The organism is Neobacillus niacini, from assembly GCF_048572935.1.
GTDB lineage: Bacteria > Bacillota > Bacilli > Bacillales > Cytobacillaceae > Neobacillus > Neobacillus niacini.
This window is the reverse complement of the sequence record NZ_CP183883.1, coordinates 3,362,712-3,382,148: the sequence shown is the minus strand read 5'-3', so window position 1 is coordinate 3,382,148 and position 19,437 is coordinate 3,362,712. Positions and strand designations below refer to the sequence as shown.

The window sequence follows — 19,437 nt, the reverse complement described above, 5'->3', positions numbered from 1 at the left end:
ATTATGCATTTCTTCCTAAACATTTAGTCACCTATGCTCAGGACATCTTTTCCAGCATTTTATTTAATTTTTTGAGACCGCTGATGATTTCGCACAAAGACTGGTCTGTTTCCTCTTGAATGGCATTAGAGATTTTCTCAATTAATTCTTGATTGATTTCCTCTACCACACTTTTACCTATATCTGATAAAGCTACCTTTACCACTCTTTCATCGCCTTCATCTCTTACACGTAAAATAAGTCCTTTACCTTCTAGCTTTTTACACATGGTTGAAATATTGGTTCCGGCAATATGCAGCCGGCTGGCTAAGGTGCCAATGGTGTGCCAACCATTCTGATCTATTTCTAAAAGAATTCTCCCTTGCAACGTTGTAATTCCATGATGGTCACATAGAGAAATAATTAAATTACTTGTTCTTTCATTTATTTGCCTAGTATAGCTCCAAAGGACATTTTTAAAATCAATTACATCCATGATTACCTCCAATTAACAATAATACATATTATATATGATTTATATATATTATAAATCATTCCATTTTCTATATCAAATATATTGTGGACCCATATTTTTTAAATATTTCCCCATTAAAAGAAAATTATCAGCTATGTTATGGAAATACTAACTGAATATGTAGAATTACAATCCCAAGAAGGAGGAAGATGTTTTGGAACATACGTGGCTTTCTCTTTTACCTTTTATCATTGTTATTGCCATGTCCATCTGGCTAAAAAATATCCTGCCAGGTCTAGTAGTAGGACTTGTAGTTGGTTCTTTGATTTTTACCACGGATTTGTTAGATGGAACGATTCAAAGTGTTTCCTATATTGTCACCACCCTATCTGATGAGACCAATATTAAAATTATTGGGTTTCTCTACCTGTTTGGCGGTTTGGTTGGAATGATGAACATTTCTGGAGGGATTAAAGGATTTTCAGAATGGGTGGGGACAAAGATAAAGAATGAACGCGGACTGCTAGGGTTAATCTGGCTTACCCTTCCTTTTACCTTTATGATGCCGATGTTCCGAATCATGATGATTGGCCCTGTCGTCAAATCCCTTGCAAAAAAAATGAATGTCTCGAAGCAAAAAGTCGGGCTGACGATGGACATTTCCACAGAATCCGTAATAGTCCTCTTACCAGTCGCAACCGCATTTGTTGGTTTCATGGTTTCTTTGGTAGAAGGAAGTATACGGGATTTGAATTTTGGTATGTCCCCTTATGAAGTTTTCTTACTAAGTATTCTGTTTAACTTTTTTGCCATTACCACACTCATCATCGGATTGATACAAACCTTTTGGAATCATAGCAAGAAGGATTCGAATGTAAAAGGTGTTCAAGAGCAGTTGGAAGAGGAAGAGCATGCATTTCACCGAATTGGCATTAAGAAAGAATTGTCAATGGTGAAAGCCCAGCCATGGAACCTGATTGTTCCTGTTTTTTTACTATTAGGGTTATCACTTTTTTTGTTGTGGCAGGATGGAAGGAGTAAAGGAGCAAAAACAGTATTCGATGCTTTTTCTATCGCGGATGCCACCTTTGTCATGCTATTAGCCGTTTTTATCACACTAATCCTATCCTTCATTTTTTATATAATAAGACGGCAACATCTTAGTGAGCTCTTGTACCATTTTTATGATGGCGGAAATCAGATGATGGAAGCTATTAGTCTGCTCGTGCTGATTTGGTCATTAACGCTTTCAGCCGAGGACCTTGGTTTTTCTAACTTTATTAGTTCCACCTTAGGTGCATTTTTACCAGCTTGGCTCACTCCAGCTACGATTTTCCTGCTTGGTTCAGTAGTGGGCTACTTTATTGGTTCCTCTTGGGGAACATGGGGATTATTTATGCCATTAGGGGTTAGTTTGGCAGTTTCAACAGGTGCCTCTATTCCGTTAACTGTAGGTGCTGTTTTTGCTAGTGGAGCCTTCGGGGCACTGGCCTCACCACTAGGAGATACAACCATTACGACCGCTTCCATTATGGATCTGCCAATTGTTGAATATGCGCGGTATAAATTAAAAGTTTCTATCATAGGCGGCTTCATTTCAATCATTTTCTATCTAGCAGCTGCCTTATTTATTTAACTTGCAAAAGAATTTTTCCGTCATATAGGATTTTTAGGACAAATCTCACAACGGTCTCTTAGATTTGTTCTCCATAAAGAGGTGTTTATAAGTCACAAAAAAAAACCACTAAGTGATATTATCCCCTTTAAGTAGACAGTGTAAAAAAACCACAATAGTTATTGTGGGTGGTACACTTAAACTTGGAGGGGATTTTTCAATGGCTAAAAAGGGACAAGAGTTTAAGAGTTATACTGATGAATTTAAGTTACAAGCAGTTATGAAGTATATCAATGGAAATAAAAGTTATGCGGTTTTAGCTGAAGAACTTGGCATTAAGAATTGTACTCAACTTAAAGTTTGGGTTAGGAAGTGGAAAGATGGGGAACAGTTTGATACAAGAGTTGGAGCTACTAGTCCGTTCAAAGGTAGGCCACGTACCATATTTAAATCTGTCGAAGAAGAAAGAGATTATTTGAAAGCGCAGGTGGATTATTTAAAAAAGCAGTATCCAAATCTGGTAAAGGAGGAGAGGAAATCGCTCAACAAATCAAATATGAGATCATTGATGGATTAAAAGATACCCATCGTATCACCTGGTTGTTAGAGATCGCTTATGTTAAGCCAGCTAGTTACTATAAGTGGAGGGCTACTCAGAAAGATAGATTAGAAAGAGCCAAACAAGATCAGGATATACGAGAACACATGATGGGGATTCATTTACTTCATCCTGAATTTGGATACCCTCGTATGACTACCTGGTTAAATGAAAACGATTATTCAATTAATCATAAAAAGGTATACCGTCTTATGAAGGAAATGGAGATTCAAGCTATCATACGCAAAAAGAGGAAACGACATGGACACACACCTTCTGTGATACAGCCTAATCGTCTTAATAGAAAATTCGAGGCAATAGCTCCTAATCAAAAGATGGTTACAGATATTACATACGTTTCGGATGGTAAGCAATTTTATTATTTATCGGTCATTCAAGATTTGTTTAATAATGAAGTTGTAGCATGGGAGTTATCAAGAAGAAATGACCTTGAACTTGTCTTAAATACTGTTTCTCAATGGACAAGCAAAAAAGACGCAGCTGAAGCCGTTCTACATTCAGATCAAGGCTTTCAGTATACGTCTAAGCTATACAACAAACGACTAGAAGAATATGGCGTAAAAGGCAGCCACTCTCGCAAAGGAAACTGCCTGGATAACGCCTGCATCGAATCCTTCTTTTCGCACCTTAAAACAGAGAAGTTGTATATAGAACAGTGTAAAACAGAAGATGAGATTAGACAAGCAATTGAAGATTACATTTACCACTATAATTACAAACGTTTTCAGAAGAAACTAAACAAACGCGCGCCAGTTGAATACCGACACGCGTTAGTCGCATAGTTTTTTTAAGCTGTCTACTTGACAGGGGTAAGACCATAAGTGTGGTTTTTTTAATCTTGCATAGCCCCTGCCTCTCGGGAGGTCATTGCACCTTGTCCTTGGCTGACATCTTTTTGAATTTCTTGTTTTACCTTTTGTGCGTCAGTTCCAGCAAAATCTGGCTTCATAATAGAACCTATATTCTTTTTAGCTTGTTGGTTAGATTGCATTTTAAGCCCTCCTCCATTATCGTGTATCTGTCTTATTATTCACAAAAATTTCAACGAGATTAATTTAATTGATCCCGAAACAAATCAATATATAAATTTCCTTTTGTTCCTACCACAGCATACGAGATGTCACAAACAGAAAGATTTCTTTTTTTCAGTTCAGCCATTAACCATTCCTCATCGTAGGTGTGTTGGGTTAAGTTTTCATATATGATTTTCCCATCATGGATCAGCTCTACCGGTACCCTTTCTGCAGCGGGCAGTATACTTAAATCCTGCTTGGTAGTATTTTGGTATTGTGGCTTTTTTAAAACAGAAAGCGAGCCATTTATCTCCAAAATAGCGCACTCTACCTCATTTATATTAAAGATATCTTTTCCACGCAAAGCCTGTTTTAGAGAATCTAATGAATATCCCATTCGTTCCATCGATTCTTCGAGAATTTGTCCTTCTTGAATTAAAGTTGCAGGTTCACCCGCAATCCATTTTTGGAAACGAGGCTTACGTACCGCAACAAGATTCAGCATGAACACAATGGTACCCATAATAATAAAGGCAATGATAAAATACAGGAATTTAACTTTTATATTGAACGCTAGATTCCCTGCAATTGTACCCATTGTAATGGAAGCGATATAAAGGTGATAGGTCCTTTGAGCAATGGTCTGTTTACCGAGGATTTGGATAAATATCCATAATAAAATAAATGCAGTAAAGGTTCGAAAGATGATCCCAACAGAATCTAACATTGATGTTCTCCCTTTTTAAATCAAGAAAGTTCCTTTGTATAGTTTGTTCGTAACGCATGATCATTATGAAAGATAAATTAAAAAGCCCAGTTGTTAAACTGAGCTGGTCCTTTAGGTTATCTGAGGTAACAGAATAATAAATTCAGTCCCAATATCTTTTTCACTGTTCACTTGTATTTTACCTTTGAACGAACGAATAATTTGAAAACTTACCATCATTCCTAGTCCTGTCCCACTTTCCTTTAAGGAATAATACGGTGAACCCAGCATATCGATTTGCTTTTTGGTCATACCAATTCCTTGGTCCTTAATGTTAATCTTTATATACCCATCATCCGTAGAAGAACAAATAATCCAAACAATTCCTCCATGAGGCATCGACTCTATGGCATTTTTCAAAATATTAATCAAAGACTGGTTCAATTTTTGAGGATTAGCATAAATCCAGCAGTTATCTCGAATCTCCGTTTTAATCTCAACATTACGGTTCAAGGTATAGCTTTGAATGATATTAACTACACGGTGGATCTGAAAACCTACGTCAATTCTTTCATTATCCTGAATGGATGGTTTTCCAAAAGATAAAAAGTCATTAATAATTGCATTTGCTCTGTCTAATTCTTCAAGGGATATTTGGATATATTCCTTCTTTTTATCAGGCAAATCCGGCTCGTTCAAAAGTTGCAGAAAGCCTCGGGTTGCCTGCATTGGATTTCTAATTTCATGAGCAAAAACACTGGTTAATTCTCCTATTACTTTCAATTTTTCCGTGTTTTGCATTTCTAAACGAAGCTGGTGTATCTCCCTTATAGTTTCAATTAACAACGTAAAGCAAAAAGTAACTGCCACTGCAAAGATAAGATGAATAATCGGAACGATGAGATTTTCTATGGAAAATCCTCTCAGTGTACCAAACCAAGTAATTCCAATAAGACAATAGTAAAAGGAGAGACTCATAGCCATTTTTACCCTTAAACCTTTTTTCGAACTGGCAAACGATTTTTGAAAATACAATATGACAGGCAGGGATAATACTAATACGAGCACTGTGTTATAAAAACCTATATCGATTCCAAAAGATAGACGATAGAGGATGATAAGTCCTGTTAGGAGAATTCCTGAAAAAACTCCACCATATAATGTACCTAACAATAGTGGAATAATCCTTAATTCTAATCGAGCATTTTCACCAAAAACCACCGGGAAGGACATGCATGCTAAGATTGATAACCCCCACAACATGGTCATGATTACTTTTCTATTTTTATCATTCTTAACCCTTTCAGTAATAAATGTATAGTAGATAAATATGGGTATTACCATAAACGTAAGCTGCAGCAAAAAATCCTTGATTATACTCATCTTCTTTACCTTTCATATCCCTCAAAATTGGAATCCTGCAATAATGATATTCATTATGTATATGACTATTCAATTAATATTACTATTTAATACCTTTCACATTATACTTTATTATTCCCATAATTTGTCGTATTTGTTTTCTTATATTTTAAATTCAACGTCTTTTCAAGAAACATTTAAAATTGAACTCCATAGAAGCTCAATAAAAAATGCCTATCAAGTTACATTAATTTGATAGACAGTTGTTTAGTTGGTATTTATTGTTCTCGGTCCTCCTTAATACCGAGAATGTACTTTTTCACCTTGCACCCAAACTTCAATGATATTTTCTGGACGAACTAGATACATGATTTTTTGGAAGACATCTTTTAGGTCCTCCTCAAAAATTGGTAATTTTGCTGTTGCTACTGTGGTATCAATGATTTGAACATCCCAGGCAAAGTTTTCGGCTAATCGTCCGATTGGGAGGCTTAAGCTTTCTCCCCCGCCGGCAGTTGCAAAATAAAATGCTTCATTAATGGTAATCCGTGAATTTGGTACACCACGTTCCTTAGCTGGCAGTGTGGTATTTACTCCATCCTCTAACATTCTTGAGGAAATAACAGCCTGTCTAGCATTATCATAAATGCTTGGAGAAAAACCCCCAGAGATATCAGAGCCTAATCCAATTTCTACGCGTTTGGAATGCAAATAAGCGATAGGAATAACGCTATTGGCAAAGTAGGCATTCGAGATAGGGCAATGGCAGACTGCAGTACCTGTTTTTACAAATAAATCTGCATCGTCATCATTTAAAAAATTGCAATGCGCCATTACCGACTTTTCACCTAATAGGCCAAAATCATGTAAAGCGAACGCATCGTTTTTTTGGAACCGGTCCTTTACATATCCATGCTCCCAATCACTTTCACTGCAATGTGATTGTACGTATGTATCATACTTAGCCGCTAATTCTCCCAGACCCTTTAACGCTTCATCGGTACAGCTCGGAATAAACCTCGGAGTAACCACTGGGTATACACCTTGTTTCGTTGTTTTAGCTAATTCGTTGACTTCTATAATGAAATCCTCGGTATCCTTTAATGCGGTTTGCGTATCAGTGTCTCGGTAGATTTCTGAAGTTTGATCAGGATTATCCATTACAACCTTACCCACTAAACCGCGCTGCCCTTTTTCCGCACAAAATCGAGCTAACAAAAAGCTTGCCTCTTTATGGACCGTAGCAAAATAAAGTGCTGTCGTGGTGCCATTTGCCAACAGCGTGCTTACAACCTCCTTATAGACCTTTTCGGCAAAATCAAGATCTGAGAATCTTGATTCCAACGGAAAGGTGTATCTGTTTAACCAATCGTATAGGGGAATATCCAAGGCTGTTCCTGATTGCGCCCATTGAGGCGCGTGAACATGCAAATCAACAAAGCCTGGCAAAAAATATTGTCCTTCTTTTAAAGTCTGAACTTTATTTTCGTATGTTTTAAGTATTGCTTCATATTCTTGATCTGAAGGCGCAACGACTTTCACGATCATTCCTTTGTCATTGATACAGAAAAGATAATCTTTTAAAATATTTATTTCTGTTGGTGACTTGCTCGTAAAAGCAGTCCCCTTAAAGACCCTCGAATAGTTTTCCATTAGCTTCACCTTTTGTTCGTATTATGTTTTTACTATTTGATATTATAGGTTATCTACTATGGTAAGTCTATTTTGCAGGACCTTTATGCATTATTATCTAAACTTTGTTTAATTCTAATTTTCCCCAGAAGTACACTCTAATTTTGTAAGATATGGTATCATAAAAGCAATTAGTAAACCAATATAAATTTAAGGTTAACATATGAATGTTGATCGAATTGTTTAAATGGGGGAAATTTATGTTCAAGCTAAGGGGTCATCATCTATTTTGTCTTTTGGGCTATCGAGGAATGGGCTATTCCGAAGAATATGTGGAAAATATGACAAGACTGCACCAAACTTTGAGAGAAAACCCCAAGATAAATATTCAACTTGTAGAGGGTCCTGATCAATTGTGTGAAAAGTACCCGAACTCAGGAGTATACCACTGTGAAGATGGCAATATCTATAAAAGAGATGCCTTGATTTTAGAGAGATTAGGACTGCAGATTGGTCAAACTCTGGCATGGGAGGAGATTGAGTTGCGCATTCGAAAGCATATTGTACCTTCCGATATTCAAAAAGTTTGTAAATCTTGCTCCTGGAGGTCTTATGGAGTTTGTGAAGAAGGTGTTCAAGAGATTCTGAACGGTAATGGCTTGAGGGAAGTTAAATAATCTTCCCTCTTTATATAACAGTCGAGATATGAAAGTTTTCTCATCGTTTAATTCATTAAATTGTTGTACCTTTGTTTTTAAATTTATATCCTAAATATAGAATTAGGAACCATACGGGTGCAACAATTAATGCCATTCGCATTCCTTCAATAAATGCCATTAAGACAATAACAAGTGCTAAAAAAGTTAAAGCTAAATAAGTGGAAACTGGATATAATGGCATTTTGAATGCTAGTTTTTCGATATCTTGTTTTGTTTTTGATTGTCTGAATTTTAATTGTGTTATTAGAATAATTGTCCAGCTAGTAATGACGGCAACCGTAGCGACTGATGATATATATATAAATACTTTTTCGGGAACAAAGTAATTTAATACAACTGCCACTAATAAAAACAAAGATGAAAACAAAATGCCACGTCTAGGATTACCATTCTTATTAAGTTTTCCAAAGTACTTTGGACCATTATTTTGTAGAGATAAATTGTATAGCATTCTTCCAGAACTGAATAGCCCGCTGTTAAAAGCAGATAATGCTGCTGTTATCACCACGAAGTTAATAATGTGAGCAGCACCTGGAATTCCAACATTATCAAAAATTAATACAAACGGGCTGCCATTTGTTCCAATCTCACTCCAAGGATATAAAATCATCATGATCCCTAATGCACCTATATAAAAAATTAATATTCTCCATACTACATTATTAATTGCTGAAGGAATCGATTTTTGAGGATTCTTTGCCTCTCCTGCCGTAATACCAATCAATTCTACCCCGCCAAATGAAAACATCACAAGTACCAACGACATTAAAATACCTGTGACCCCATTTGGCATAAATCCTCCATGAATCCATAGGTTTTCGAAGCCGATTGGCTTTCCACCGTTTCCGATTCCAAAGAAGATAATCCCTAATCCAAGGAGAATCATACCGATAATAGCTACAACTTTAACCATCGCAAACCAGAATTCAAACTCCCCGAATGCTTTTACGTTTGCAAGATTGATCATGGTAATCAAGACTAGTACAGCCAGTGCTGTCAGCCATTGTGGAATGTCTGGGAACCAGTAATTCACATAAACACCCACTACTGTTATTTCTGCCATTCCAACAACAACCCACATAAACCAATAGGTCCAGCCAGTAAAGTACCCTGCAAATGCCCCTAAATAACGATTTGCATACGAACTAAATGAACCCGAAACAGGTTCATCTACCGCCATTTCCCCAAGTGCTCTCATTATGGTAAAAATAACTAAACCTCCTACTAAATAGGAGAACAAAATCGATGGCCCAGCCATTTGAATCGTTGCGCTGGAACCATAGAATAATCCAACTCCTATTGCACCCCCTAGGGCAATTAGCTGGATATGTCTGTTATCTAACCCGCGATGTAGTTTCTCACTTTGATGAATTTTCCCCAACCTATACTCCTCCAATAAAAACTTTCTTTTATATCTATTCTTTAAGAGATTATAAACTTCTTAGAATTTTCTAGCAATGGACCGTATTAACGCATTACTGTATTATTGCTTCTTCGTTTTAATTTGTTGAATCATAATAGTTTTTATTATATAAACGTTTTTTATTAAAAAAGAAAAAGCCACCAAACGGCAGCCCAACCTTCTTTTCTGAAATTCCAAAATTTATTTTGTTATTTATACAATATGTCGTCTCGCAATGTTGCCACTTTCGTTAATGCTGTATCTATATCTGTTTCATCTACTCCAAAGTGAGCAAGCGCGTCGTGTAAATGTTTTTCGATTGCACTATAATGAACGGGTTGAAGATTCATCCCTTCGTGAGCTTTTGCCATAGATTGTCCAGAATATTGATTTGGACCTCCTAATGCAAAACTAATAAATTTAGACTGATGACGGCGTTGTTTTTCCATATCTGTTTCTTTAAAAAATTGATTAACTGTATTATCTTTAAGAACCAACTCTGAGTAAAAATAGTCCACCACTTTTGCAATGGCTTCTTCTCCACCAACTTTTTCATAAAGGTTCTGTTCCATGTGTACACTCCTAACTAGAATTAATAGCAGTAGTTTTCTTCACAAAAATTGTTTTTATTCTTTAATGTTTAAAATCTTCACGAGAGCAAACTCAATTTTTGGTTTTTGTTTTATGTTCCTTAATAGGTTGTTATAATAGAGAGTATGAAAACGTAGGAGGTTGTCACCATGAGCACATTTGAAAAGTTAAAACCTATTATTGCAGACCAACTAGGAATCAAAATGGAAAATATCAAAATGGAATCATCCTTCAAAGATGATTTTGAAGCTGATTCACTTGATATGGTCGATCTGACAATGGAGATAGAAGATGAATTCGCAATTGAAATTAGTGACAAAGTTGCAGCGACACTTCAAACAGTCGGCGATGTCGTAAACTATATTCAGAACCAACGTAACAAATAAGAACCAAAAATGACTAACAAATTGTAGGTTAATTTGTCAGTCATTTTTTATATATACGGGGGCGTCTTTTTTTATCTTCTTAAATGAGTAAAATAATCCTTCTCTATTCGTTATTCCATTTTTTCATTGATTGTTATAGTTTCACTTGTTTTATGACCAGATTCGCCATGTCCTGGCCCGAACAAATTTAATATTACAACACCAACAAGAATAAGTATGATCCCTAAAATGCTAGCAGTGTTAATTTTTTCTTTCCAAATTAAAACGGAAATAATTGTAGTAGCAACCATTCCAATTCCTGACCATATTGCATACGCAGTATTTAAAGGGATGGTCCTTAATGACAATGACAAAAAGAAAAAACAACCAACAAAAGCTATTATTACCCCTATCGTAGGAAACAGTTTTGAAAATCCTTCAGATGCTTTTAATAAAGAAGAACCGATAAGTTCCCCGATTATTGCAAGTGCTAAATATAGGTACGACACTGTTATTCCGTCCTCCTGGGCAACTTTATTTCTAATACAAAAAGCACCGCAGTTTGCGATGCGTTTTGACCTAATCTTTAGCTACAATTATATACGATATTGTTACGGAAAAGTTCTAAATATTTCATACCTTTTCTCGTTCTACCAATATTCCACGGGCATAAGCTACGTGGCTAACCCGTCATAGAAACTATTGGCTATTACATGTAATTACCAAAAGATAGTATCTAAAGGAGGAATGGGCATACAATCGATTATCTTAACCTCCTCTGTTATATCCTCTGTTCCATTTACAATAACCTGTTGGATTAAGGTTGTACGATAACCCGTGTCTCGCTTAATGTCTCGTATTATCTGATATGCTACCAATGGAATTTCACTTTTTTTCCTAGCTGCAATCCTTCCCTTCGATAAAATTCCTGTTCCTTCGATGCAAAGATGGACTTCAAGATTGAAATACACTCTAATTCCCCCATTTCGATTGACACTCTTAATTATAGAACTTATGTTTGGTTTTTATGTAAAAAAAGATAATTTTTTTAAAATGACCATTAAAATAGACCAACAAATCTAATTACAATTTGTTGGTCTATTACAAACCCTTTTTATCTGTAGTTATTATGTGTAGGTTGAAACAAGTCTTCTTCACTTTTTCGAACGAGCACAAAATGGTCAACGTTGTCATGTCCATGAAGTGTATTATTATGATGATTGATGATTTGTTCGGCAGTAAGGACGGACGAATCCCTTGTGGAATGCCCATCTGCTGCAAGGGTCACGTCAAAACCATTAATTGTTGCGGTTCTCACAGCCGAATCTATACAGTATTCAGTTTGGCATCCCATGACGACAAGATGATCGATTTCATTATCTTTCAAGTAATCTAGCAAACCTGTCCCATAAAATGAATTGGTTGCTTTTTTATTAAAAATCATGGAAGCAGAAGGAATATTAATTTTTTGATGAACTTGAAACCCTTTTCCTTCACCAGAAGCCACATCTTTATCCCTTACAAAAACCACCAATGCTTCAGCTTCTTTTGCTTTTTCAATAACCAAGTTAATATTTTTCAAGAGTTCCTCTTTATTAAAAACACTGGTCTCATTTTCATTTCCCTCAATCAATTCTTGCTGGGCGTCAATTACGAGTAAAGCTTGATTCACTGGCAAAACTCCTCTCAACATAATTTGTTCAGGTCCTTCATTGCTTTGTAAAAAATGTATACTGGTTAATCATACTTCCCCTCCATACTTATGTCGATCATTTATGAACCTGTTCTATAAGAGAGCACTGAGTTATGACCTAATGGCAAGTTAAGGTAGTAAACTACCAATACCATTTCTTTTTAAAGAGTAAGTATCATATCACCTGCCAAACTTTATTTTAGATCAGTTAAGCTAGTTTTATTTTTGGCTTTATTAAAGCTATCTGAAGCTGCTTCCTTGTCTTCTTTAATTCTCGTAAAAAATGTTCCCGTAAATATAATTGTATCGATAAAAAAGAATAGTGATCCTACACCTGTAGCTGTACCAGTCCCCCGAAAACAAATGGCGCTGAAAATTGTGAAGCCCTGTTAATGGTGAGTCTTAGACCTAATACTTCTCCTTGTCCCTCCCATGAATGTAATAACAATACTAAACATCAACGCAAGAAACATGCCAAGGTGAACTTATGAAGACTTCAGGAACAAATTGAACGGATTTGATTACAAAAGCAATGATTGACCGAAGAAATGATTCCTACTAAAATAGGGCCACAATTCACTTCGAATTGTGACCCCAATTATATATTTTCAAATTTTAGGTAACCTTGTACGCGCGATTGTTACCCACCAAACTTTCCCCCGATTTTCGGGTGCAATTATTAAAAATCGTTATTTCTCTATTACTTACCCTCGTTTTCCTTTCCCCACCTAGCAACTTCTTCACGAACAATCGGTGCAACTTCTTTTCCTAATAATTCGATCGACCTCATTACATCCTCATGCGGCATGGTGCCTACTGGGCAGTGGAGCATAAAACGAGTGATTCCAACATTTTTTCGCAGGTTAATGATTTTTTCAGCAACCACATGTGGATCACCTACATACAAGGCTCCATGTAGACTGCGTGCCGCATCAAAAGTTGTTTGGTCATATCTTCCCCATCCACGCTCGCGTCCTAATTTGTTCATCGCCTGTTGGGTAGATGGGAAAAACTTCGCCGCGGCTTCTTCTGTGCTTTCGCCTACAAAACCATGCGAATGCGAGGCAATTGGCAATTTTGAAGCATCATGACCAGCGTGTTCAGCTGCTTTTTTATAAAGCTGGACGAGCGGAGCAAAATGCTGTGGACTTCCGCCAATGATTGCTAGTACAAGTGGCAATCCGAGCAGACCCGCACGAATAACCGACTCCTGATTACCGCCGCTTCCAATCCATACTGGGAGTGGATCTTGAACAGGTCTTGGATACACACCCAAATTATTTATGGATGGCCGATGTTCACCTTTCCAGGTTACCTTCTCAGACTTCGTTATTTTTAATAGAAGATCAAGCTTCTCTTCAAATAACTGATCATAGTCCTTTAAATCATAGCCAAACAACGGAAAGGATTCGATGAAAGAGCCGCGACCTGCCATAATCTCGGCACGTCCATTTGAAATGGCGTCAAGTGTCGCAAAGTCCTGAAAAACTCTTACTGGGTCATCAGATGAAAGTACGGTAACCGCACTAGTCAACCGAATTCGCTCTGTTTGTGACGCCGCGGCGGCTAACACGACCGCAGGTGATGAGGCTGCATAATCCTCGCGATGATGTTCACCTACTCCAAAGACATCAAGCCCAACCTTATCAGCGAGGACAATTTCCTCCACCACTTCACGTATTCGTTGTGCATGACTAATCACCTTACCAGTTTCGACATCCGGTGTTGTTTCTACAAACGTACTTAATCCTATTTCCACGAAATAGCCTCCTACTACTTATGTATTCTTCAAAAGTAATCTTTCTTGTTAACCCTATCATTATCTTAACAATCTAACACTAATTGACAAGTAATTGAATTTACTCTCCTGACAAAACCATGACTTGTCAGTTATTGGAATCCAATTCAATCCCAGACAGTAGATATGGAATGGCCGATTTAATAAATTTTTCAGGCGGTATCGTCATACCGGTTCGTTTCCATTCAACTGAAGCACCGTAAAGCCCCCAGCTTAAAATGATTGATTGAATCTTTGGTGAATCCTTATCTACTATTGTCGTTTGTTTGACTAACATTTTGTAAAAAATGACTTCGAGCTGTTCTCTAATGATACGGGCAATCGTATCTTCGTATCCTCTATGACAACGATTCGATAATGACTTTTGAAAATTTGTGATGGCTGTGAAAATACTTACAAAAGCTTCATCATTAAGTTTGTCATACTTGTATGCATCACCATTTAAATTCACTAACAATACTTCGGATAATGCCTTCTCTAATAAATCATAAATATCTTCAAAATGATAATAAAAAGTAGCTCTATTTATCATCGCCTCTGTTGTTATATCTTTTATGGTAATATCCTTAAATTCTTTTTTAGCTGAAAGTTCAATGAAAGAATCCATAATTAATCTCCGAGTACGCAGAACGCGCGGATCCGTCTTTGATTGAGTCATTCTGTTGTCACTCCTACTTTTTCAACAATTTCTTCAAAGTGTTGGATAACCGACAAATCGAAGGAACTATTGGTATTGATTTCTTTCATTATTTACTAAAATTCAATTATAAAGCAAATACAAAGAACTTTAGAGGAGTGAATATCAATTGATGAACGATAATATGATATGTGATTTAGAAACAGGTGTATGTGGAGTGGCTGGAGAGGAACAAATGGAGATGATTGATTTTAATCAACCAAAAAAATCTATTGAAGTTTATTATGTTACGGATCCTATTTGCTCACATTGCTGGGCAATTGAACCCGTTTTACGTCGTTTCAAAGAACAGTATGGCCACTATTTTAACTTTCAGCCTGTGATGGGTGGATTGCTGGAAAAATGGCATGATGGTCCCATTGATCCTGCGAACGGTATTTATAAGCCCGCGGACGTTGCCCCTCACTGGAGGGAAGTTGGAGTACATTCCCGGATGCCAATAGATGGATCACTCATGATTGACAATCCCGTTCAATCATCCTACCCGCCTTCGCGTGTATATAAAGTGATTCAAAAAAATCATAACGACGCAGTGGCTTATGAATACTTACGACGTGCTAGAGAAGACCTTTTCGCATTCAATCGAAATATTTCAGATCAATCTGTTATGATCGAACTAGTAAATAAACTTGGTCTTGATGGAGAAGCGATTGTAAAGGAAGCAGAAAAGCCAGCAGGACAACAATTATTAAATGAAGATTTTAGTCTTGCCAGAAGCCTTGGTGTTAGAGGATTTCCAACGATTGTTATGATTAATGGGGAAAATAAAGGGGTAAAAATTGTTGGTGGACGTCCGTTTGAATCTTATGTGGACGGATTAAAGCAGGTCCTAAACATGGAAGAACTGCAGCCAAAACCACAACCTTCCCTTTCTAGCTTACTTGAAAAAGAAAAACTTTTATTTTCAAAAGAAATTGAAGTAATGTACGACATTGAACAATCGGATCTGAGTGCTTTTGTTGAAAAAGAACTTACACCAGGCAGTTACGTTAAGCAAGAAATTCTGGGCGAATCTTATTTTACAAAATAAAGGGGAATGATTTATGGCATTCGTATTACAAGTTGATTTTAAAATGAATGGACCATTCGGAGATGAAATGGCAACAGAGTTTTCCGGATTAGCACATAGTATTAATGAAGAAGAAGGCTTCATATGGAAAATCTGGACAGAGAGTCCTGAAACAAATGTAGCGGGCGGCATTTATATTTTTGAAACAAAAGAAACAGCAGAAAATTATTTAGATATGCACTCAAAAAGATTGGCTGGATTTGGAATAACAGAAGTCAACGCAAATATCCTTTCCATCAATTCTAAACTTACTGAAATCACAAACGGCCCAGTAAAATAAAATCAACGACTAAAACGAAAAAAAAGCGACTTTTCCAATTAAGTTGCTTTTTTTCGCTTTTGTTTGTTTGCTTTACTTCATTTTCTCTAACGTAACTTCGAATATCATGCATAATAAAAACGAAAAAGGAATTGAAATGAGTAGTGCTAGAATAGGTCTTGTAAAATGTAATCTAATCACCAGGAACATGACTATCACAAAAAATAATGACCATCCGAGATTCCACCCATTATGATAGGAAATTGCGCCAAATTTTATAGATATATATTCTAAAACAATAAATACTGTAACGAAAAATGAAACATAAATGCCCTTTTTATATATACTTAATTCATATGGATATTTAGATAAAAATACCCATGTTGATAATGGCATACCAACTAATATAAGCAACAACATTGGGATTATGGAATAAACGACCCCATTGGGTTCCATACTCCAGAGTTGATATTTATAACAAAGGATTTCATACAATGCATTCCCCAGTGCAGCAAATAACATTGAGGGATAATATTTTTTCCAATCACGATCTCCAAATTTCATGGCAGCAATAATCCATGATATAGAGAGAACGATTGCTACCATAACCGAACACCTACCTTACTGGTAGTTTTCCAATATTAGTAGTTCTTAATCCCCTGACTCTATTCATGAGTATCATTCTAAAAAATTTTTCCTTAACCCTGTCTGAAAGACACTGAGATTATTTTATCAAAATAACCAAAGCCCCTCTCGCGTGAGATGGGCTTTGGACGTTACGAATTAAACTTTTCTAATTTACCTGCACCGCTAAAGGCGAATTAAAATATTTTAAGATGGGGACAATCCTCTTATTATTGTTGTGGAGAAGATGGAGTTGAAATACTTTGTAATGCCTCTTCTGCCTCGTTTGCATATTGATTTTGTACTGCTAAATCACCTAGAGCAACCATTCCTACTATTTGTCCATTTTCGGTTACCGGTAATCGGCGAATTTGCTGTTGTGCCATTAAACTTGCTGCTTGGTGCACATCCATATCAGGTGTACCTTGTACGATTTTCTGTGCTGTCATGACCTCAGATACAGGTGTTTGTGGATTTTCTCCCTGTGCTGTCGTACGAAGGGTAATATCGCGATCTGTTACTATTCCGACTATTTCTCTGTTGTTATTTACTATTGGGATAGCTCCGATATTATATTGGCTCATTAACGCGGCAGCTTCCTGAACAGTCTGTGTTTCGTTAACTGTAACTACATTTGATGTCATGATATCTCTTAATTGCGCCATGGTTTACCTCCAAATATGTTTTTCCTTTATAGGATTGTAAAACTTGGCGATATTATTAATGGTAAATTTTTTTCGCTTATTCCACATATTTTAGACTATCCGCAATTTTAACGGCTTCCTTAATAGGACCTTTATAAGAAAAATGATAAACAAAACCATCACTTGTTTCCCAAGAAAAGCTTGTGTATGCTTCACTTCGGGTGCCTAATATATTGATATTACCTTCTTGAATATTTTTTCTTTTTAACCAGTCAGCTTTCTTCATCGCAATAAACAACTCATCTGCCTGTTGATATGGCTCATCCCCATTATCCCCATCAAAACGCAAGGTCCAGGGTCCGCGCTTCGCGTAAATGATAGATTTAATCCACGGTTGAATCCATAATGAAACGCCATCTTTCTTTTTATAAAAAACAAAATTATTTGGCCGCTCGCTAGCTGTCATATTGCCAACATACCCGGACAGTTCTCCTGTTTTACTCGACTCCCTTGGATGAAATAACGCCGGGTCATTTGCTCGATAGTGCTTATCCATCGATAAAAAATATATCACATAGCCATTTTCAAAGGCTTTTACTTTTACGGCTGTATGCCTCTTTGGCTTCTTCGTTTGTTCTTCCCAATAAGTTGGAAGAAGCACAGGGACATTAGTCTTTTCTGGCAATCCTTTTGCGGACGATTGCAAGAAAGGGACGACTTCGATAGGCTTTGCGAATCCCGTTAGAAACACTACAACAAAAAGGGTTGTTAGAACTAGCTTTTTCATAAAGGACCTCATTAAAGAAACATTTTTAATTAGTATTTAACACAGCAAAAGATCTATTTATGAATTTACTCTATTTATTAAATATTTTAATTAAGGTTTCAAGATTTCTTTAAATGCTTTCAGAACACTATCAATTTCATCCTTTGTTGTATATCTGCCCAAACTAAATCGAATGGCACCCATCCCTACCTCTTCAGGTACCTTCATTTCTTTTAATACCGGTGATAATTCAATACTACCAGCATGACATGCCGATCCAGTTGATGCAGCAAGCTGAGGGATTGTATCTAATAGTTCTTGGCCTATCTTTCTAACAAAACTGACATTTAGAGTATTCGGTAATCGTTCTTGAGGATGTCCATTTAACACAACCTGATCACCAAGCTCATCTTTTAATTGTTTCCAAAAATAATTAGTCAGATCCTTTTGCTTGTTATTATCTAATTGAGTACGCGCAATTTCACATGCCGCTCCTAATCCTACAGCCAATAAAGTATTTTCTGTACCTGCACGTAGTCCATGCTCATGCCCGGCACCATGAATCAGTGGTTCTAACTCAACACCCTTGCGAACAAACAAAGCACCAATGCCCTTTGGTGCATACAGTTTATGACCAGCAATGGTTAGCATATCCACTTTTAATTCATTCACATTCACTGGAACTTTTCCGATGGATTGCGAAGCATCTGTATGGAATGTTATTCCATGCCTATTAGCGATGCTTCCAATTTCTTGAATAGGCTGCAAGGTGCCGGTTTCATTATTAGAATGCATGATAGTAATTAAGATGGTATCTTTTGTTATTGCCTTCTCAATTTCCTCGGGTGAAACTCTACCGTATTGATCTACACCTACGTACGTTACAACCGCTCCAATTTTTTCTAGAAACTTACAAGGATTTATGATTGCAGGGTGTTCAATTTTTGTGGTTATAATATGGTTCCCTTTATGCAGGTTTTTAATATAGGAACCTTTTAATGCAAGGTTATTGGCTTCACTTCCACCCGATGTAAATATAATCTCTCCAAAGGAACAGTTTAAAAGTTCGGCAACTTGTTTTCTCGCTTTATGTAATACTGCTTTCACAGGTTTTCCGGCCCAATGCAATGCTGAAGGATTCCCGTAGTAATCATTCAAAAGCGGCTGCATTACTTCCACCACTTCTGGTGCCAATGGTGTGCTAGCATTATAATCTAGATAAATTTTTTTCATACGAATAATCATTCCTTCCGCTAAAAAGAATTACGTTTGTCTTATCTTATTCTACTAAAAATAGAATAATAGTTCTAAATTTAATTGATATTCAAGTCCATTCCAGCAAGTAAGGAATACTTTCTGAAATGGACTTTTAAATGAAGGCGGCTGGGAATGAATTTTTATTTAGGTTT

General features: G+C 36.6%; 22 protein-coding genes. 6 read left to right on the top strand and 16 right to left on the bottom strand.

Annotated elements, in window-relative coordinates; translation table 11 throughout:
• Window positions 1-37: 37 nt before the first annotated feature.
• Window positions 38-475, bottom strand: coding sequence for a MarR family winged helix-turn-helix transcriptional regulator (locus tag ACN6MT_RS16735; protein ID WP_419887145.1), 438 nt, complete (start codon window positions 473-475; stop codon window positions 38-40).
• A 193-nt stretch (window positions 476-668) separates the two neighbouring features.
• Here ACN6MT_RS16735 and ACN6MT_RS16730 point away from each other — a divergent pair, with 193 nt between their 5' ends.
• On the top strand, window positions 669-2,090 hold the full coding sequence (locus ACN6MT_RS16730) for a Na+/H+ antiporter NhaC family protein (RefSeq protein WP_419887144.1): 1,422 nt from the start codon (window positions 669-671) through the stop codon (window positions 2,088-2,090).
• A gap of 199 nt (window positions 2,091-2,289) precedes the next feature.
• Window positions 2,290-3,470, top strand: a protein-coding gene (locus ACN6MT_RS16725) for an IS3 family transposase (RefSeq protein WP_419886923.1) whose coding sequence is annotated in 2 segments (ribosomal slippage) — window positions 2,290-2,578 and window positions 2,578-3,470 — 1,182 coding nt in all. Because the reading frame shifts where the segments join, the coding sequence is not laid out codon by codon here.
• Between the two features lie 50 nt (window positions 3,471-3,520).
• Here the strand turns inward: ACN6MT_RS16725 and ACN6MT_RS16720 are convergent.
• From ACN6MT_RS16720 to guaD, 4 genes are all read right to left on the bottom strand, one after another.
• The gene (locus ACN6MT_RS16720) at window positions 3,521-3,679 is read right to left on the bottom strand and encodes a hypothetical protein (protein WP_419887143.1); all 159 of its coding nucleotides are present in this window, start codon (window positions 3,677-3,679) and stop codon (window positions 3,521-3,523) included.
• Between the two features lie 59 nt (window positions 3,680-3,738).
• Window positions 3,739-4,428: a DUF421 domain-containing protein gene (locus tag ACN6MT_RS16715; protein WP_419887142.1), complete on the bottom strand. Its 690-nt coding sequence runs from the start codon at window positions 4,426-4,428 to the stop codon at window positions 3,739-3,741.
• Window positions 4,429-4,539: 111 nt separating this feature from the next.
• A complete protein-coding gene (locus tag ACN6MT_RS16710) occupies window positions 4,540-5,790 on the bottom strand; it encodes an ATP-binding protein (protein WP_419887141.1) in 1,251 nt (416 codons plus the stop codon).
• 276 nt (window positions 5,791-6,066) lie between these two features.
• Complete coding sequence (guaD, locus tag ACN6MT_RS16705; protein ID WP_419887140.1) at window positions 6,067-7,422, bottom strand: guanine deaminase; 1,356 nt, start codon at window positions 7,420-7,422, stop codon at window positions 6,067-6,069.
• 239 nt (window positions 7,423-7,661) lie between these two features.
• Here guaD and ACN6MT_RS16700 point away from each other — a divergent pair, with 239 nt between their 5' ends.
• Entirely contained in the window at window positions 7,662-8,078 is a 417-nt protein-coding gene (locus tag ACN6MT_RS16700; RefSeq protein WP_419887139.1) for a DUF1284 domain-containing protein, read from the top strand.
• A 55-nt stretch (window positions 8,079-8,133) separates the two neighbouring features.
• On the opposite strand, the gene ACN6MT_RS16695 is transcribed toward ACN6MT_RS16700, so the two are convergent.
• Both ACN6MT_RS16695 and ACN6MT_RS16690 read right to left on the bottom strand, forming a co-directional pair.
• Window positions 8,134-9,501, bottom strand: coding sequence for an amino acid permease (locus tag ACN6MT_RS16695; RefSeq protein ID WP_419887138.1), 1,368 nt, complete (start codon window positions 9,499-9,501; stop codon window positions 8,134-8,136).
• Between the two features lie 230 nt (window positions 9,502-9,731).
• The gene (locus tag ACN6MT_RS16690; protein ID WP_419887137.1) at window positions 9,732-10,094 is read right to left on the bottom strand and encodes a group I truncated hemoglobin; all 363 of its coding nucleotides are present in this window, start codon (window positions 10,092-10,094) and stop codon (window positions 9,732-9,734) included.
• Between the two features lie 168 nt (window positions 10,095-10,262).
• Between ACN6MT_RS16690 and acpP the strand changes: the two genes are divergently transcribed.
• The gene (gene acpP, locus ACN6MT_RS16685) at window positions 10,263-10,499 is read left to right on the top strand and encodes an acyl carrier protein (RefSeq protein ID WP_419887136.1); all 237 of its coding nucleotides are present in this window, start codon (window positions 10,263-10,265) and stop codon (window positions 10,497-10,499) included.
• 110 nt (window positions 10,500-10,609) lie between these two features.
• Here acpP and qacH read toward each other — a convergent pair whose 3' ends face one another.
• The 5 genes from qacH to ACN6MT_RS16660 all read right to left on the bottom strand — a co-directional run bounded on the left by qacH (window position 10,610) and on the right by ACN6MT_RS16660 (window position 14,627).
• Window positions 10,610-10,987 (bottom strand): quaternary ammonium compound efflux SMR transporter QacH, encoded by a 378-nt coding sequence (gene qacH, locus ACN6MT_RS16680; RefSeq protein WP_419887135.1) that lies wholly within the window; start codon window positions 10,985-10,987, stop codon window positions 10,610-10,612.
• A gap of 210 nt (window positions 10,988-11,197) precedes the next feature.
• Window positions 11,198-11,449: a hypothetical protein gene (locus ACN6MT_RS16675; protein ID WP_419887134.1), complete on the bottom strand. Its 252-nt coding sequence runs from the start codon at window positions 11,447-11,449 to the stop codon at window positions 11,198-11,200.
• A gap of 143 nt (window positions 11,450-11,592) precedes the next feature.
• Window positions 11,593-12,150, bottom strand: coding sequence for a cysteine hydrolase family protein (locus tag ACN6MT_RS16670; protein ID WP_063251710.1), 558 nt, complete (start codon window positions 12,148-12,150; stop codon window positions 11,593-11,595).
• Window positions 12,151-12,871: 721 nt separating this feature from the next.
• The gene (locus tag ACN6MT_RS16665; RefSeq protein WP_419887133.1) at window positions 12,872-13,930 is read right to left on the bottom strand and encodes an LLM class flavin-dependent oxidoreductase; all 1,059 of its coding nucleotides are present in this window, start codon (window positions 13,928-13,930) and stop codon (window positions 12,872-12,874) included.
• A gap of 127 nt (window positions 13,931-14,057) precedes the next feature.
• Entirely contained in the window at window positions 14,058-14,627 is a 570-nt protein-coding gene (locus tag ACN6MT_RS16660; protein WP_419887132.1) for a TetR/AcrR family transcriptional regulator, read from the bottom strand.
• Between the two features lie 151 nt (window positions 14,628-14,778).
• Between ACN6MT_RS16660 and ACN6MT_RS16655 the strand changes: the two genes are divergently transcribed.
• Both ACN6MT_RS16655 and ACN6MT_RS16650 read left to right on the top strand, forming a co-directional pair.
• Complete coding sequence (locus ACN6MT_RS16655) at window positions 14,779-15,696, top strand: DsbA family protein (RefSeq protein WP_419956460.1); 918 nt, start codon at window positions 14,779-14,781, stop codon at window positions 15,694-15,696.
• 13 nt (window positions 15,697-15,709) lie between these two features.
• Entirely contained in the window at window positions 15,710-16,015 is a 306-nt protein-coding gene (locus ACN6MT_RS16650) for a monooxygenase (RefSeq protein ID WP_419887131.1), read from the top strand.
• A gap of 72 nt (window positions 16,016-16,087) precedes the next feature.
• On the opposite strand, the gene ACN6MT_RS16645 is transcribed toward ACN6MT_RS16650, so the two are convergent.
• The 4 genes from ACN6MT_RS16645 to ACN6MT_RS16630 all read right to left on the bottom strand — a co-directional run bounded on the left by ACN6MT_RS16645 (window position 16,088) and on the right by ACN6MT_RS16630 (window position 19,261).
• Window positions 16,088-16,600 carry a CBO0543 family protein gene (locus ACN6MT_RS16645; RefSeq protein ID WP_419887130.1) on the bottom strand — a complete coding sequence of 171 codons (513 nt, stop codon included), beginning with the start codon at window positions 16,598-16,600 and terminating at the stop codon, window positions 16,088-16,090.
• Window positions 16,601-16,848: 248 nt separating this feature from the next.
• On the bottom strand, window positions 16,849-17,283 hold the full coding sequence (locus ACN6MT_RS16640) for a CBS domain-containing protein (RefSeq protein WP_419887129.1): 435 nt from the start codon (window positions 17,281-17,283) through the stop codon (window positions 16,849-16,851).
• Window positions 17,284-17,359: 76 nt separating this feature from the next.
• Complete coding sequence (locus ACN6MT_RS16635) at window positions 17,360-18,049, bottom strand: hypothetical protein (protein WP_419887128.1); 690 nt, start codon at window positions 18,047-18,049, stop codon at window positions 17,360-17,362.
• Between the two features lie 90 nt (window positions 18,050-18,139).
• Complete coding sequence (locus ACN6MT_RS16630) at window positions 18,140-19,261, bottom strand: cysteine desulfurase family protein (RefSeq protein ID WP_419887127.1); 1,122 nt, start codon at window positions 19,259-19,261, stop codon at window positions 18,140-18,142.
• Between the last annotated feature and the right edge of the window lie 176 nt (window positions 19,262-19,437).

Excerpts from the sequence above, each read along its gene's own strand:
- acpP (WP_419887136.1), top strand. The coding sequence starts at position 10,263 with ATGAGCACATTTGAAAAGTTAAAACCTATTATTGCAGACCAACTAGGA.
- ACN6MT_RS16630 (WP_419887127.1), bottom strand. The coding sequence starts at position 19,261 with ATGAAAAAAATTTATCTAGATTATAATGCTAGCACACCATTGGCACCA.
- ACN6MT_RS16645 (WP_419887130.1), bottom strand. The coding sequence starts at position 16,600 with ATGGTAGCAATCGTTCTCTCTATATCATGGATTATTGCTGCCATGAAA.
- ACN6MT_RS16655 (WP_419956460.1), top strand. The coding sequence starts at position 14,779 with ATGAACGATAATATGATATGTGATTTAGAAACAGGTGTATGTGGAGTG.
- ACN6MT_RS16735 (WP_419887145.1), bottom strand. The coding sequence starts at position 475 with ATGGATGTAATTGATTTTAAAAATGTCCTTTGGAGCTATACTAGGCAA.
- guaD (WP_419887140.1), bottom strand. The coding sequence starts at position 7,422 with ATGGAAAACTATTCGAGGGTCTTTAAGGGGACTGCTTTTACGAGCAAG.
- ACN6MT_RS16710 (WP_419887141.1), bottom strand. The coding sequence starts at position 5,790 with ATGAGTATAATCAAGGATTTTTTGCTGCAGCTTACGTTTATGGTAATA.
- ACN6MT_RS16700 (WP_419887139.1), top strand. The coding sequence starts at position 7,662 with ATGTTCAAGCTAAGGGGTCATCATCTATTTTGTCTTTTGGGCTATCGA.
- ACN6MT_RS16650 (WP_419887131.1), top strand. The coding sequence starts at position 15,710 with ATGGCATTCGTATTACAAGTTGATTTTAAAATGAATGGACCATTCGGA.
- ACN6MT_RS16715 (WP_419887142.1), bottom strand. The coding sequence starts at position 4,428 with ATGTTAGATTCTGTTGGGATCATCTTTCGAACCTTTACTGCATTTATT.
- ACN6MT_RS16635 (WP_419887128.1), bottom strand. The coding sequence starts at position 18,049 with ATGAAAAAGCTAGTTCTAACAACCCTTTTTGTTGTAGTGTTTCTAACG.
- ACN6MT_RS16690 (WP_419887137.1), bottom strand. The coding sequence starts at position 10,094 with ATGGAACAGAACCTTTATGAAAAAGTTGGTGGAGAAGAAGCCATTGCA.
- ACN6MT_RS16640 (WP_419887129.1), bottom strand. The coding sequence starts at position 17,283 with ATGGCGCAATTAAGAGATATCATGACATCAAATGTAGTTACAGTTAAC.
- ACN6MT_RS16720 (WP_419887143.1), bottom strand. The coding sequence starts at position 3,679 with ATGCAATCTAACCAACAAGCTAAAAAGAATATAGGTTCTATTATGAAG.
- ACN6MT_RS16660 (WP_419887132.1), bottom strand. The coding sequence starts at position 14,627 with ATGACTCAATCAAAGACGGATCCGCGCGTTCTGCGTACTCGGAGATTA.